This window comes from Qipengyuania pacifica, assembly GCF_019857205.1.
In the GTDB taxonomy this organism is placed as follows: domain Bacteria; phylum Pseudomonadota; class Alphaproteobacteria; order Sphingomonadales; family Sphingomonadaceae; genus Qipengyuania; species Qipengyuania pacifica.
In genome coordinates, this window is record NZ_JAHWXO010000001.1 from 218990 (window position 1) to 233854 (window position 14865).

General features: G+C 60.3%; 15 protein-coding genes. 9 read left to right on the forward strand and 6 right to left on the reverse strand.

Features of this window, described 5'->3' with window-relative positions; translation table 11 throughout:
• Positions 1-32 precede the first annotated feature (32 nt).
• Positions 33-887: a diacylglycerol/lipid kinase family protein gene (locus KYK83_RS01190; protein ID WP_222826908.1), complete on the forward strand. Its 855-nt coding sequence runs from the start codon at positions 33-35 to the stop codon at positions 885-887.
• On the forward strand, positions 877-1737 hold the full coding sequence (locus tag KYK83_RS01195) for a metallophosphoesterase family protein (protein ID WP_103024757.1): 861 nt from the start codon (positions 877-879) through the stop codon (positions 1735-1737). Before KYK83_RS01190 ends, KYK83_RS01195 begins: the two co-directional genes overlap by 11 nt.
• 75 nt (positions 1738-1812) lie before the next feature.
• Here KYK83_RS01195 and rpsI read toward each other — a convergent pair whose 3' ends face one another.
• The 3 genes from rpsI to KYK83_RS01210 all read right to left on the reverse strand — a co-directional run bounded on the left by rpsI (position 1813) and on the right by KYK83_RS01210 (position 4128).
• Positions 1813-2337 (reverse strand): 30S ribosomal protein S9, encoded by a 525-nt coding sequence (gene rpsI / locus KYK83_RS01200; RefSeq protein ID WP_103024758.1) that lies wholly within the window; start codon positions 2335-2337, stop codon positions 1813-1815.
• Complete coding sequence (gene rplM / locus KYK83_RS01205) at positions 2337-2816, reverse strand: 50S ribosomal protein L13 (protein ID WP_103024759.1); 480 nt, start codon at positions 2814-2816, stop codon at positions 2337-2339. Before rplM ends, rpsI begins: the two co-directional genes overlap by 1 nt.
• A gap of 286 nt (positions 2817-3102) precedes the next feature.
• The gene (locus tag KYK83_RS01210; protein WP_222826909.1) at positions 3103-4128 is read right to left on the reverse strand and encodes a COX15/CtaA family protein; all 1026 of its coding nucleotides are present in this window, start codon (positions 4126-4128) and stop codon (positions 3103-3105) included.
• Positions 4129-4272: 144 nt separating this feature from the next.
• Between KYK83_RS01210 and KYK83_RS01215 the strand changes: the two genes are divergently transcribed.
• The 3 genes from KYK83_RS01215 (at position 4273) to KYK83_RS01225 (ending at position 6371) form a co-directional block, all read left to right on the forward strand.
• Entirely contained in the window at positions 4273-4677 is a 405-nt protein-coding gene (locus tag KYK83_RS01215; RefSeq protein ID WP_103024761.1) for a MerC domain-containing protein, read from the forward strand.
• Positions 4678-4687: 10 nt separating this feature from the next.
• A complete protein-coding gene (gene thiS, locus KYK83_RS01220; RefSeq protein ID WP_222826910.1) occupies positions 4688-5671 on the forward strand; it encodes a sulfur carrier protein ThiS in 984 nt (327 codons plus the stop codon).
• Between the two features lie 175 nt (positions 5672-5846).
• Positions 5847-6371, forward strand: a complete 525-nt coding sequence (locus tag KYK83_RS01225) for a hypothetical protein (protein WP_103024763.1) — start codon at positions 5847-5849, stop codon at positions 6369-6371.
• An 80-nt stretch (positions 6372-6451) separates the two neighbouring features.
• Here KYK83_RS01225 and KYK83_RS01230 read toward each other — a convergent pair whose 3' ends face one another.
• From KYK83_RS01230 to KYK83_RS01240, 3 genes are all read right to left on the reverse strand, one after another.
• On the reverse strand, positions 6452-8278 hold the full coding sequence (locus tag KYK83_RS01230) for an AMP-dependent synthetase/ligase (RefSeq protein WP_222826911.1): 1827 nt from the start codon (positions 8276-8278) through the stop codon (positions 6452-6454).
• Positions 8279-8342: 64 nt separating this feature from the next.
• On the reverse strand, positions 8343-10058 hold the full coding sequence (ggt, locus tag KYK83_RS01235; protein ID WP_222826912.1) for a gamma-glutamyltransferase: 1716 nt from the start codon (positions 10056-10058) through the stop codon (positions 8343-8345).
• Between the two features lie 10 nt (positions 10059-10068).
• Entirely contained in the window at positions 10069-11097 is a 1029-nt protein-coding gene (locus tag KYK83_RS01240; RefSeq protein WP_222826913.1) for a quinone-dependent dihydroorotate dehydrogenase, read from the reverse strand.
• Between the two features lie 341 nt (positions 11098-11438).
• Here KYK83_RS01240 and KYK83_RS01245 point away from each other — a divergent pair, with 341 nt between their 5' ends.
• The 4 genes from KYK83_RS01245 (at position 11439) to KYK83_RS01260 (ending at position 14864) form a co-directional block, all read left to right on the forward strand.
• Entirely contained in the window at positions 11439-12362 is a 924-nt protein-coding gene (locus tag KYK83_RS01245; protein ID WP_222826914.1) for a helix-turn-helix domain-containing protein, read from the forward strand.
• A gap of 86 nt (positions 12363-12448) precedes the next feature.
• On the forward strand, positions 12449-12859 hold the full coding sequence (locus KYK83_RS01250; protein ID WP_196847973.1) for an SUF system Fe-S cluster assembly regulator: 411 nt from the start codon (positions 12449-12451) through the stop codon (positions 12857-12859).
• Entirely contained in the window at positions 12856-14337 is a 1482-nt protein-coding gene (sufB, locus tag KYK83_RS01255; RefSeq protein ID WP_222826915.1) for a Fe-S cluster assembly protein SufB, read from the forward strand. Before KYK83_RS01250 ends, sufB begins: the two co-directional genes overlap by 4 nt.
• Positions 14334-14864: a DUF559 domain-containing protein gene (locus KYK83_RS01260; RefSeq protein ID WP_222826916.1), complete on the forward strand. Its 531-nt coding sequence runs from the start codon at positions 14334-14336 to the stop codon at positions 14862-14864. The genes sufB and KYK83_RS01260 overlap by 4 nt, the downstream gene beginning before the upstream one ends.
• The last annotated feature ends 1 nt before the right edge of the window (position 14865 follow it).

Here is a 14865-nt window from a genome sequence, read left to right on the forward strand (position 1 = left end):
GAACTGCGACGTCGGTTCCGCGCTTTCTCGGCATGTCGTCCCATAAAACCTGGCTGGTGGTCAATTCACGCAGTGGCAGCAATGACGATGCTGGCCTGAGAGCTCTCGATCAATCCCTCGCTGCTCACGGTCTTGGTGAAGAAAGAAGGATTGAATTTCCTGCGGATGATCTGCCGACCGCCCGTGAACTCGAAGACGGAAACGTATCGCGTCTGATCGTTTTTACCGGCGATGGCAGTCTCAATGCGGTGATCGAGGTCGCTTCCGGCTGGGATGGGGAAATCCTCGTGTTGCCCGGCGGTACGATGAACCTGCTGAGTGTCAGGCTCCACGGCGAAGAAGCCACCTGCGAAGATGTTCTCGATCGCATTGCGCGGGGTGCTTACCGGGCGATCCGGCCGCTAATGGCATGCTGCGACGCCGGGCGGGCGCATGCCGGTCTGCTTGTCGGGCCGGGCACGGCCTGGGCCGGCGTGCGCGAAGCCATGCGGGATTTCGACGTCGCCAGCCTTGCACAAGGTGCCAGTGATGCCTTGGCCGAAACGACGGGCGGTGCGCGCGTCCGTATGGTCGATCCCGCCATCGGCGATCAGGAAGGCTACCCGCTGATCGAGCTGACCCCCAGCCACCGCGGCATGCAGACCGATGGCTATCCGCTCGAGAACGCAGGCGAATTCCTGCAGCAGAGCTGGGCCGTGTTGCGCCGCCGATTTCGCGAAGGTCCGCACGAACGCCTTGGCCTGCTTGACCGGCTCGTGATCGAAAATTGTGCCGGCGAACCTTTGAACATCCTTATCGACGGGGAGCCGGCACAGCTGGAATCCCGTGCCGAATTCACGGTGGCTGAATGCCCGGTCGATCTGCTAGCGACTGCGCATGGCTACTGAATTTCGCCGCATATTCCACCTTTCCGATATCCATTTCGGACTTGAGAACAACCGCGCACTCGACTGGGTGAAGCAGGAAATCTCCGATAAATGCCCCGATGCGGTGGCGATAACAGGGGACCTGACGATGCGCGCGCGTCATCGGGAATTTGCTGCGGCGACGCGGTGGATCAATTCATTGGATGCGCCCGTTACCGTCGGCGTGGGCAATCACGACCTGCCTTACTTCAATCTGTTTGAGCGGTTTGCCACACCGTACAAGCGGTTTCGCGGAATGCAGGAAAAGGTCGAGCGAGAGCTGGATCTCGGCTCGCTTGCCATCGTGCCGCTGAAGACTGCGGTTCGCATGCAGCCGCGTCTCAATTGGTCGAAGGGTTGGGTCAGCCCGCGCGCGCTGGAACGGTGCCTGGCAAAGATCGATTCCCTGCCGAAGGGTACGCGGGTTCTGGTTGCCGTCCATCACCCCCTTCGCGAAGTCGGTACGGAGGGGACGGCTCTTACAAAGCATGGTGACCACGCCTTGCGGGAACTGGCGAAGCGGAACGTCGAGGCAGTCCTGTCGGGCCATGTGCATGACGCGTTCGATATTCTGGAAAAAACGCAGGAAGGTGCGGTACGCATGGTCGGGGCAGGTACCCTGTCCAAGCGGACCCGTTCGACACCGCCCAGTTTCAACGAAATCGAATGGGATGGCAGCACGCTGAAAGTCTGCGTGCGCAATCTCGAGCATATCGAAACCCGCGACATGCAAATCGACGACGTCCCCGAAAATGCCATGCCGCCGCGTCACGAGGGCGAGCCGGTGGCGCCTGTGCGGCAGGTCCCGCGCGTCGATCCGCCAGTGCACTGACGCGCGTTGCGGACAAAGAAGAAGGGCGGCTCCTTGCGGAACCGCCCCCCTGGTGATCCAAAGATCGAATAAAGCTTAGCGCTTCGAGAACTGGAAGCTGCGGCGTGCCTTGGCACGGCCGTACTTCTTACGCTCGACCACACGGCTGTCGCGGGTGAGGAAGCCAGCAGCCTTGACGGTGCTGCGCAGGGCCGGTTCGTACTTGGTCAGAGCCTGGCTGATGCCATGCTTCACGGCGCCTGCCTGTCCCGAAAGTCCGCCGCCCTTGACGGTGGCGACGACATCGTACTGGCCCTGGCGATCGGTGATCGTGAAAGGCTGGTCGATGATCAGGCGCAGCGTCGGACGTGCAAAGTACACTTCCTGGTCCTTGCCATTGACGATGACCTTGCCGCTGCCGGGCTTGAGCCACACGCGGGCAGTCGCATCCTTACGGCGGCCGGTTGCATACGCACGGCCTTCCTTGTCCAGTTCCTGCTCACGCAGCGGAACGTCGGCAGTTGCCGCGATATCGGAAGCGTCGCCTTCAGGCGCGTCACCGGCGATGTCCTTCAGATCGGCGAGATCCGAAACGGTTTCGTTCTTGGTTTCGTCGGCCATTATGCGACAACCTTGTTCTTGCGGTTCATCGAGGCAACGTCGAGCGTTTCGGGCTTCTGGCCGTCATACGGGTGCTCGGTGCCGGCGAATACATGCAGCGCACGCATCTGCGCACGGCCAAGCGGGCCGCGCGGAATCATGCGTTCGACAGCCTTTTCAAGCACGCGCTCGGGGAACTTGCCTTCCAGCACCTTGGCCGGAGTAGTTTCCTTGATGCCGCCCGGGTGACCGGTGTGCTTGTAATAAACCTTGTCATTCATTTTCTTGCCGGTGAACTTCACCTTGCCGGCATTGATGACGACAACATGGTCACCGCAATCGACGTGCGGAGTGTAGCTCGGCTTGTGCTTGCCGCGCAGATGGTTGGCGATGATCGCCGCAACACGACCGACGACGAGACCTTCGGCGTCGATGATGTGCCACTTCTTTTCGACCTCGGCCGGCTTGATCGACCGGGTGGCCTTCGTAAGAGCCTTCATGGCTGGTTTCCGTTCCTAGTGTTCGTGCCCCACCCCAAAAAGGCGGTGGCGCCAATCGGCGAATCCCCAGTTGTGGACCCGCGAAGCGCGCGCCAAATGGCTGGAGATCGCTCGTTAGTCAAGCAATTCCGCGGTTCTCGAGTGAGGTAAAATAAAACCACAAGTGGATTTAAAGGCTCGAGAGTCCGGAATTCTACCTTGGAACTATACCGCCCCGAGCCACATCCGCGTCGTCCTGGCTACAGGAGAGCAATGCCCAGCCATTATTGGCGGGCATAATTCGCCGTCAGGTCCGTCTGCCCAACGCATGAACGCCCCATGCGAAGCTCGCCACTAGCAAGGCGCCCACTACCTGATGTGCCACCGCAACCCAGAGGGCGACGCCAGTGAGAACCGTGATGATGCCGAGAATGATCTGCGTTCCCACGACCGCCTGTATCGCGACGGAAGCCTTCCGCTCCACCGGCTTAACTCTTCTTGCCAAGACGATCAGTGCGACAAGCGCGATCCAGGCCCACCAGCGGTGAAGAAAGTGGAGCAGGAAGGGGTCATGCGTGACTGCCCAGAGCGCTCCGTGAGAACTGCCGAATTCTGGAACGAGGCGACCTTGCATCAGCGGCCAGGTGTCCGATGCCAGTCCGGCATTGAGGCCGGCGACCCAGGCGCCGAGAAGTAACTGGACGAACAGGATGGCGCCGACGACGCTGGCCAGGCCGGTCCACCGGGATGGTTTCCTCTGGCCGTGAGCGAGTCGTTTGAGGTCGAGCGCAGTCCAGACCAGACCGCCAAGCGTAAAGAATGCAGTCAGCAAATGGATGGAAAGCCAGAAGTGGCTCACATCGGTCATCGTACCGGCAAGGCCGCTGCGCACCATGAACCAGCCGAACACCCCCTGCAGACCGCCCAGCGCCAGCAAAGCAACGAGCCGCCACTTATATCCCGAGGGAATCGCCTGCTTGACCCAGAACCAAGCGAGCGGGAGCGCGAACGCGAGACCGATCAGGCGGCCTAGAAGACGATGGAACCATTCCCAGAAGAAAATGAACTTGAACGCCTCCAGATCCATTCCCGCTGGTCCGGTCACGTTCTTGTATTCGCCCGTCGCCTTGTAGAGGTCGAATTCCGTCTGCCACGCGGTTTCCGAAAGCGGCGGGATCGCACCGGTGATCGGCTTCCACTGTGTGATCGATAGCCCGCTTTCGGTCAGGCGCGTAATGCCGCCCACCGCAACCATCAAAACCACCATGGCTGCGACGATGAAGAGCCAGGTGGCCAACGCATTCGGGCGCGCATGCTTGCTAATCTTGGACATGGCTAGCGTCTCTGGTTCCGCCATTCGCGCAGTGCAAGCGCTAATAGGGAAAGTGTTCGCTCGGTTCGCGCAAAAGACAGGAAAGATGCCGGGCGCGGACGGTTTCCCTTGAAATAGGATACACCATAACATAACTGCAATGTCATGTTGCAACGCGCAATCTCGCCGATTCGTCGGAGGCTTGACCGTGCCGGGATTTTTCTTTCCGCGGCATGTGCGGTGCATTGCGTGCTCTCGATCCTGCTTGTGTCGGCCTTCGGTATCGGGGGCGAGTTATTCTTTGCGCCCGATGTCCATCGGATCGGCCTCGTCGCTGCGACCCTCATTGCCGGTGTTGCCATCGGTTGGGGCGCGGTGCGGCATCGTGTTGCCGCACCCTTTGTGGTCGCGATGACGGGCCTGACCTTCATGGGCGGTGCGCTGGCCGTTCCGCATGGCATCAAGGAAGCCGTTTTGACGATCATCGGCGTGGCGCTCGTGTCACTTGGTCACATACTCAATCTGCGTCATGTTCATTCCGCCGCTTGCAAGGATCGCTGCGGGGACTAAGTCGGGCGGCATGATTGCCCTGACCGTAAATGGCGAAACCCGCCGAACTGCCGCTACCACCATCGCCGAACTCGTGCGTGAGCTCGATCTCGATCCCGCAAAGGTCGCGGTCGAACATAATGGCACGATTGCGCCGCGCAGCGAACTGGGCGGACACACCATTGCCTCAGGCGATAATCTGGAAATCGTACACTTCGTCGGCGGCGGCCAAGGCGTCGAACCGCAAAGCGACAGCTGGACCGTCGCGGGGCGAACCTTTACCAGCCGTCTGATCGTCGGAACCGGGAAATACCGCGATTTCGAACAGAACGCCGCCGCGCTGGAAGCCTCGGGTGCCGAAATCGTTACCGTCGCCGTTCGTCGGGTCAATGTCAGCGACCCGAAGGCGCCGATGCTCACGGATTATATTGACCCCAAGAAGGTCACTTATCTCCCCAATACGGCCGGTTGTTTCAACGCCGATGACGCAATCCGTACGCTGCGCCTGGCGCGGGAAGCGGGCGGTTGGGATCTGGTGAAGCTGGAAGTGCTTGGCGAAGCGCGCACTCTTTATCCGAATATGCGCGAAACTCTCACTGCGACCGAGACGCTCGCCAAGGACGGTTTTCTGCCCATGGTCTACTGCGTCGACGATCCTATCGCGGCCAAACAGCTGGAAGATGCCGGTGCAGTTGCGGTCATGCCGCTGGGTGCACCAATCGGATCCGGGTTGGGCATTCAGAACCGCGTGACCATTCGCCTGATCAAGGAAGGCGCAAACGTTCCGGTGCTGGTGGATGCTGGTGTTGGCACTGCCTCTGATGCCGCAGTGGCGATGGAACTTGGCTGTGACGGTGTCCTCATGAACACGGCGATTGCCGAAGCCAAGGATCCCATCCGCATGGCCCGTGCCATGAAACTGGCGGTCGAAGCGGGCCGCGATGCCTATCTTGCCGGGCGCATGGGCACCCGCAAATATGCCGACCCGTCGAGCCCGCTCGCGGGCCTTATCTAACACGAGAAGGGCTGCCCTGCGGAACTTGACCTTTTCAAAGGTGAACCCCTTCCCCGTCTTCAAATCGCAGGCATGTGGCACAACAGTTGGCTCGCTGCGGTGAAATTTCGACTGCGCAAACCGCTTGTTAACCATCTTGGGTGAAACTCCTTCTTGTAACAGGGGGAACGCCATCATGGCTGTCACGGGAACCGCTTCGCTGACCATTGCCGAAATGCGCGAGTTTGCTGGCTTTACCGCCGCCGAACAGCGCTACATCCGCCGCAGCCTCGATATCGGACTGGGTCGCTGTGACGCGTTCCGCATATGGGGTCGCAACGCAGGTGAAAACGCGGCCATTCGCAGCCAGTATGTCGCTTACCAGGAACTCAAAGCATTACGGCAGTCCATTCCGGAGCAATCGGGTTTCGACAGCATCGAAGGGTTTGTCGGCAAACTGACGCGCGTCGCGGCGTTCGATCTGGCGCAGGAGCGCATAGACAGTTTTTCGGCGTTTCGCTTTCTTTACGAACGGCTGATTTCGGCCGATGCGCGACCTTGGCTGCCAAGTGCGTTCTGTGCCGCTGCCGCGCTGCCGCAAATCCGGCCGGACCGGCGCAAGATGCTGTTGCAAAGTATCAGCGAAGCCGCGGCGACTGCTCCTGGATGGAGCGATCGCGAACCAAGCTTCTATCCGGAGTTTATTGAAGAAGCCGCTTGAAATCCCCAGAAATCAGGCGTGAACTGCAGCGTAGATAATTACGCACCGACCGCCTCCTGCCGTCGAGCCTGTTTCGCGCTTCACGCGCGATACAGGCGATCCATCCGTTCGCCATAACGTTCCTTGATCTTGTGGCGACGGATTTTCATGGAGGGTGTCATTTCTTCGTTCTCGATGGTGAAAGGCTCGTCGGCAAAAGCGAATTGGCGCACCTTCTCCACGACCGATAAATCCTTGTTAACACGGTCCACAGCAGCGCGCACAGCATTACGATATTCAGGCAGTTCTTGAAGTTGCTTGCAATCGAACTGCTTGCCTTGGGCCTGGCACCATTCAAGCGTCCACTCCGCGTCGGGCACAATCAGGCCGACAATGTATGGCTTTCTGTCGCCGGCCACCATTGCCTGACCGATTTCGGGCTGCAACGTCAGCATGCCCTCGACCTTTTGCGGCGCGATATTGTCACCCTTGTCGTTGACGATCATGTCTTTCTTGCGGTCGGTAATGACAATCCGGCCTTTGTCGTCGAGGTGTCCGATATCGCCGGTGTGCAGCCAGCCATCCTGGATCGTCCGCGCAGTTTCGCCTTCGTTCTGCCAGTATCCATGCATGACGAGTTCGCCGCGGCAGAGGATTTCTCCATCCTCTGCGATCTTGATCTCTACACCGCGCAAGGCCGGGCCGACGGAATGCATGGCAATGCCGGCGGAGGGCCGGTTGCAGCTTATGACAGGCCCTGCTTCGGTTTGCCCATAGCCCTGAAGCATGGTCAGCCCCATCGATTCGAAGAATATCCCGACGTCGGGGTTGAGCGGCGCGCCACCAGACACCATCGCTTTCATGCGCCCCCCGAAACGCTTGCGGATTTTGGGTTTCAACAAACGAGCGACCGCGAAATCCTTCAATTGGTCGCCGAATTTCGGATTGCCCAAAGCGCGGCGTTCACCGACCTCGAGAGCTGTGTTCATGAGCTTTTCGGCAAGGCCGCCTTGCTTCTGAACCTGCTTGAGTATTCGGGTGCGCAAGACCTCGAACAAGCGCGGAACGACGACCATGATGGTCGGGCGCGTTTCCTCGATATTGCTGGCGAGCTTTTCCAGTCCCTCGGAATAGTAAATCTGGGCGCCGACCGCGATGGGCAAGAACTGACCGCCAGAATGTTCATAGGCGTGGCTCAGTGGCAGGAAGGATAAGAAGCGCTCGTCTTGCTCGATTCCGAAATCCTCCATGAGAATTTCGGCCGCGCCGGCGACATTACACAAGATTGCGCCATGGTGCTGCATGACGCCGCGTGGGGCTCCGCCTGTGCCGCTCGTATAGATGATGCATGCGGTATCGCCGCGCCCAACCCTTGCGATCCTCTCATCTACCGCCCGGCGCGCCGCGCTCGCATCGCCCTCGAGCATGCGATCCCATTTGTGATAGGCGAAGCTCCCGGACTGCTGACGGTGCAGATCGTCTATGCCGATGACATGTTCAGCGACGCCCGTCGCCTGCAAGGCACCGTGGAGCGGCCTCAGCAGTTTTTCGGTCGAGACGATCACCGCCTTGGCACCTGAATTGTCGAGAATATGAACGTGATCGCGTTCTGTGTTGGTGATGTATGTCGGGACGGTGATGCACCCCGCTGCCATGATGGCCAAGTCTGCGATGCACCATTCGGGCCGGTTCTCGGCGACGAGACAGATGCGGTCGCCATTCTTCAGGCCCAGTTCCCGCAAGCTTTCCGCCAGCAGACAAACTTGCTCGGCTGCTGCACTCCAGTTTGTCGTTTGCCACACCCCGCCCGATTTCGCGCCGAGAAAAGGCAGATCGCCCTTTTCGTCAGCACGTTTCAGGAAAAGTTCGACAAGATTGTTGGCGGAATCGATATCCGACAGCACGGCAGGCTCCTCAACGCACGTCATTATTTAACAATGTGCCGGGCTTAGGCCCCTGCCCTGACATCGGCAAGTTGGTCTGCACCAGTGTTCAGGGTGCCTCGATCTGTCCGGCAAGACGCGGGTCACGCGCGGACTGCCACCCGGACGCTCCATATAAGACGGCGCCGCCTTTGACTGGCGCTTCTTGAAGAAACACATCCTTGTGGCCCAGTGATCGGAACGCAGCCTGTGCGCCTTCCAGCCAAGTACCCTTTTCGAGCATAACGCGGTCGCCATAGGCCATGATGAACGGCAGGCCGAGCATCTCCTCTGCCGATAAGCCAAAATCGATCGCGCCGATGATGCTACGTGCCGTCTGGACGGGGATGGTACTGCCGCCCGCAGCGCCGATCGCGAGGAATGGCCTGCCTTGGGGATCCCAAACCACTGTCGGGGACATGGAACTGCGCGGGCGTTTGCCGCCTTCCACGCGATTGGCGACCAACTTGCCGTCAATCTCGGGCGAACGGCTGAAATCGGTGAGCTCGTTGTTCAAAAAGAATCCGCCCACCATCAGGCCCGATCCGAACGGCCCTTCCACAGTCGACGTATAGCTGACCATGGTATTGTCGGCATCGACCACAGCGAAATGCGTGGTCCCGTGTTCTTCGGGTTCGTCGCCATCCGCCAATGCCGTCGATGCGCCGACAGGCACGCCCGCAACGGCTTGGGCAAGCGTGCCGCGCTCGTGGATCAGCGCACTGCGCTTGGTAATGTAATCGGGTGCTAGCAGGCCGGACACTGGCACCGACACGTAATCGGTATCGGCAAGATAAAGTTCGCGGTCCGCATAGGCGAGCCGCTGGGATTCCACGAAGAGGTGCCACGTGACAGGATTGCGCGGCCCGAGCGCGGAAAGATCGAAACGCTCAAGCTGACCGAGCATTTGTAGCACAGCCACCCCGCCCGAGGTCGGCGGCCCCATGGTGCAGACGCGGTATTCGCGATAGCTTCCGCACACGGCATCGCGCGCTTTCGCGTCGTAAGAGGTGACATCGCCATAGGTCATTGCATCAGCATGCGGCGTGTCGCTGGCGACGGTCGTTGCGATCGCGCGGGCCGTGTCTCCTGAATAGAAGGCTGCACGGCCACGCCTGGCGATCGTCTCAAGCGTCTGGGCAAGCTGTTCGTTCTTCACAACGGTGCCCACCGGCAGGGGCTGACCTTCGGCATCGAAGAAAATACTGCGCGCCTGTGCCGAGTGTGCGGAGCGGTTCTTGGCTGACTCGAGCATTCCGTTAAGGCGCGGATTCATTTCGAAACCCTGCCTCGTGAGCTTGATCGCGGGCTCGAACAGGCTGGCCCAGGGCAGCTTTCCGTAGGCGGCATGTGCTTTGGCGGCCAAAGCGATATTGCCTGGTACCCCGACGGATAATCCGCTGCGTACCGATTCGATGAAGGGCGGCAACTGACCGTTTTCATCCAGAAACCAATCGGGCGTGGCGCTGGCAGGCGCAGTCTCACGTCCATCGAACGTGCCGACCGACCCGTCTGCCGTACCGCGGACCATGAACCCGCCGCCGCCGATGCCCGAACTTTGCGGCTCGACGACGCCCAGTGCCAGCATGACCGCGATTGCCGCGTCGGTTGCGCTGCCGCCACGGGCGAGCATCTCTTCACCCGCTGCCTGAGCGCGTGGGTCAGCGGCCGATACAGCGCCAGCCAGATTGCGAGGCGCGTCTGTAGACGTCGAAGAAAGCGGACTATTCGTCGTGCAGGCGGCAAGCGCCAGCGCGAGTAGCGATGTGGATAAGGTTCTGGTCATGCGCATGGTGCTATTCGCTTCCGACCGCTTCGGCAATTGAAGCGAAGCCGTCGCGCTGCATCAATTGCTCCATACCCTTCAGAATTCTGCGCGGTAGCCCCGGCCCCTCGAAGACCATTGCGCTGTAGAGCTGGACGAGACTGGCGCCGGCGCGAATGCGGGCCCAGGCGTCGGCCGCATCGGCAATGCCGCCGACACCGATGAGCGGCACGGCCCCACCGGTTGCCCGGCGGAAATCGCGCAACCGCTGCTGGGCAAGGTCGCGCAAGGGTGCACCGGACAACCCGCCGGTTTCACCAGCCTGGCGCGACTTGAGGATGGGGCGTGAAATGGTTGTGTTGGACACGATCAGAGCGCCCAGCCCCTTGTCGATCGCGATCCGCGAAATAGCGTCGATATCGGCTGGCTCCAGATCCGGTGCCACCTTGAGGAAAATGGGCACGGTGTTCGCGCCGCGCGCATCGATCACGGCGTCCAGCAGGCCGGATAAGGCATCTTCGTCCTGCAGTGCCCGCAGGCCCGGCGTATTGGGGCTCGATATGTTGACCGCGAGATAGGAAGCATACGGCGCCATGGTTCGCGCCATGACTTCGTAATCGGCGATCCGGTCCTCGCTGTCCTTGTTGGCGCCGATATTCACGCCGACGATGCCAGGGCGTCCCGATCGCCTTACGAGCCGGGTTTCGGCAACATCGGCTCCGCGATTGTTGAAGCCCATCCGGTTGATGACTGCCCGATCTTCCACCAGCCGGAACAGCCGCGGCTTGGGGTTGCCAGCTTGCGGACGAGGCGTGATCGAGCCGACTTCGGCAAATCCGAAACCCAGACCCAAGAGCTGGTCGGGTACTTCCGCATCCTTGTCGAAACCCGCGGCCATTCCGAGCGGATTGGGAAACTGCAGCCCTGCCACCTCGACTGCGAGGGGGCCTGTTTTTGGCGGACCGGCCCGGGGCGAAACGGCAAGCGCCCTCACAGTAAGGCGGTGGGCAAGCTCGGGATCAATCTTGAAGAGCAGTGGGCGGGCCAGATCGAATATCATGCCCTGCGCCATGGCGCGGCGCAGATACCATGTCGAGACGCTTCATGACGCTTGGCGGGCGCCGAATCCGAGAAAAAGTGGGCCGCTTCGGGAAGGTCTGTCGCTTGCATACAATCAACCCGCGGAGATTCGATCTAACACATCCTTGCGACCCGAAGGGCTCGGAGCATTTCTGCAACGAGTTCTCGACTTCAAAGGGGTAGCCTTAACGGGCTACCCCCTTTTTTTGTCGCCCGCTTCCATATTTGGTGGCGCTTCGCACAGTGGTGTGATTACGAATTGCAGCCCGTCTGCGTAATTATACGAGGGGGCCGCAAAGTTGGGACTTCGGGGGGAAGGTATTGTCGCGACTGCAAAAAGACGACCCTCCGCACTCGCTCGAATATCTCGATCTGCCGACTGATCTCGCGCCTTATCTGAACGGGATATATGTCTGGCGTACCGCCGAGACCGTGATCGACGATCACATACCGGCCTATTCAGGTCAGATGGTTGTGATCGCACAAGGACGCGGTCGGATGCAGTTCGGCTCAAGGGATCTGGAAGATGCCGGCGTGGCCAGTTTCCTTGCCCCGATGGGCGAGTCGCGGCGAATCATGGTTGAAGGCCCGGCGTTCGTATGCGGCCTTTCGCTGAACCATCTGGGCTGGGCTACGCTGACAGGCCTTGCGGTAGACGAACATCAGGATCGCTTTCTCGAACCCGACTACGTTCTGGGCGAACGATTGAGCGACGAACTGACAGCGCTGATACCGCGTTGGCACGCCGGGACGCTGAACGACGCGGGACTGGCGGGCGCCATGTGCGATGTTGCCAGAAAGGCGCTAAGACCGTTGCCGAACAGGCAGATGGCCGTAATTCAAAGAACAGTCGAATGGCTGGCAAGCTCGATCCGTCCGGACATCAATGACCTTTATGCGACGCTGCCCTATTCGAAACGCCAGGCACAACGGCTGGTAGCGCGGTTTTTCGGGCAGTCGCCGGTAAGGCTCGCCCGCCGGTTCCGCGCCATTCGCGCGGCGGCCCATATGCTGCGGCCCGACATACCCGAGCCGATCGAAACGGGTATCCAGGCCGCGTTTTACGATCAGGCGCATATGATCAAGGAAATCCGCTACTTCACCGGGCTCACTCCCAAGGGTCTTCAGCAGAATGCAGGATCGTTTGCCGATTATCTGCTGGGCCCTGATGGTCGGACGCCGCTCGATCCGTTCGCCGCGACCGCGCGCACGGAGAATGCGACACCTCGCGATGGGGGCGATTGATAACGACTCGCAGCAAGGCGTTTTCCGTTGAAATGGCCAGGCAAGCCTCTTAGCTGACCAATCGGAACGATTTGGTCCGATTTGATATGCGCCTTTCTAACCTTGCCGATTATGCCGTGGTCACGATGAGTGCCGCTGCCCGCCATTGCGGCGGTGCACGCACCAGTGCGGCAGAGCTGGCCGCCGAGACCGGATTGCCGGTTCCGACGGTGCAAAAGCTGGTAAGCAAGCTGTCTGCTGCAGGGCTACTGCGATCCACGCGCGGTGCCGGCGGCGGGCTGCAACTGGCACGACCTGCCGCGGCGATTACCGTTGCCGACATCGTCGAGGCGGTCGAAGGACCAATCGCACTGACCGCCTGCGTCGAAGGCACGGACTGTTCTGTCGAACATGACTGCACCGTCAAACCTCACTGGCCGGTCGTCAACGAAGCGTTGCGAGGCGCGCTGGCGGCGATTCCGCTGACCCAGCTGGCCCGCACAAGAGAGATTGCATGAGCGAAAATATCGACATTCAGGATCGCGAAGCGAAGGAAGCTGCCGAAAAGGCCGCCGAATACGAACACGGCTGGTCGGCTGAAATCGACACCGAATTCGCCGAAAAGGGCCTTAGTGAAGACACCGTCCGGTTCATCAGCGCCAAGAAGGGCGAGCCGGAATGGATGCTCGACTGGCGGCTGAAAGCGTTTCGTCTGTGGCAGGAAATGGAAGAGCCGGACTGGGCCAAGCTCGGCTATCCGTCCATCGATTACCAGGACGCCTATTATTACGCGGCACCGAAAAAGAAGGAAAAGCTCGCCTCGCTCGACGAGCTCGATCCGGACATCAAGGCGGTTTACGACAAGCTCGGCATACCTGTGGCGGAGCAGGAAGTGCTTGCCGGTGTCGAGGGCGCGCGCAAGGTCGCAGTCGATGCAGTATTCGACAGCGTGTCTGTCGCCACCACCTTCCGCGAAGAGCTGAAGAAGGCTGGCGTCATCTTCCTGTCGATCAGCGAAGCCATCAAGGAATATCCCGAACTGGTGAAAAAATGGCTGGGCAAGGTCGTGCCTCAGCATGACAATTTCTTCGCGACACTCAACTGTGCGGTCTTTTCGGACGGTACCTTCGTCTATGTGCCTGAAGGCGTGCGCTGCCCGATGGAACTCAGCACCTATTTCCGCATCAATGCCGAAAATACCGGCCAGTTCGAGCGCACGCTGATAATTGCCGAAAAGGGCAGCTACGTCAGCTATCTCGAAGGCTGCACCGCACCGATGCGCGACGAGAACCAGCTGCACGCTGCCGTGGTCGAACTGGTCGCGCTGGAAGATGCCGAGATCAAGTATTCGACCGTCCAGAACTGGTATCCCGGCAATGCGGAAGGCAAGGGCGGGATCTACAATTTCGTCACCAAGCGCGGCCTCTGCCAGGGCGCGCGGTCAAAGATCAGCTGGACACAGGTCGAGACCGGCAGCGCAGTTACGTGGAAATATCCCAGCTGCGTTCTCAACGGTGAAGACAGCGTGGGCGAATTCTACTCGGTCGCGGTGACGAACAATTACCAACAGGCCGACACCGGCACCAAGATGATCCACAACGGCAAGGGTAGCCGCTCGACGATCATCTCCAAGGGCATTTCGGCGGGCAAGTCGAACAACACCTATCGCGGGTTGGTGCGCGTGGCGGCCAATGCCGACGGCGTGCGCAACCGCACCGAATGCGACAGCTTGCTGATCGGCGACCAGTGCGGCGCGCATACCGTGCCATATATCGAGGTGAAGAACCCCGGCGCGCAGATCGAGCACGAGGCGACCACCAGCAAGATCAGCGACGACCAGCTGTTCTATGCAATGCAGCGCGGCCTGGATGACGAGGAAGCTATGGCGCTGATCGTCAACGGTTTCGCCAAGGACGTGCTGAAAGAACTGCCGATGGAATTTGCAGTCGAAGCGCAAAAGCTGCTGGCGATTTCTCTCGAAGGGAGCGTGGGGTGACCGAACGCAAAACTCTCCAGCTTCGCGATCCCTCAGAGGTCAGCGACGAAGCGCCTGCGATCAAGAAGAAGGGTCGCGGTTGGGAAATCTCCGAAAAGCGGCTCGATGCGCTGCACGACCGCGCCCGCGAAATGCGCCGGCACTCCTCTCCGGCGCACAAGGCGCTGGCGGCCCGTTTCGCAAAAGAAGATTTCGGGAAATACAAGTTTTCGCGCCACACGGTGGTCGGCTCGGCGATCCTCGATTTCGTATCGCACCCACTTGGCCTCGCCATAGCGATCGACGAGGAAGACCAGAACGATGCGCTGGCCAAGCGCCGCGACAAGAGCCTCGCCAGCGTCGGCATCGAAGTGCTGCGGATACCAGCAGCAACTATCCTCGAGGACGTGGACGCTGCAATGCAGCCGATCTTCGGTGCCATGAATGCTCGCTACCGCGACAAGGAAACCGCGCGCCGCGCCCATCAATCGAAATACGGACCGACGCCCAAGCGCCCCCGCGCCCCGCGTCGAGACGACAGGAAGTAAC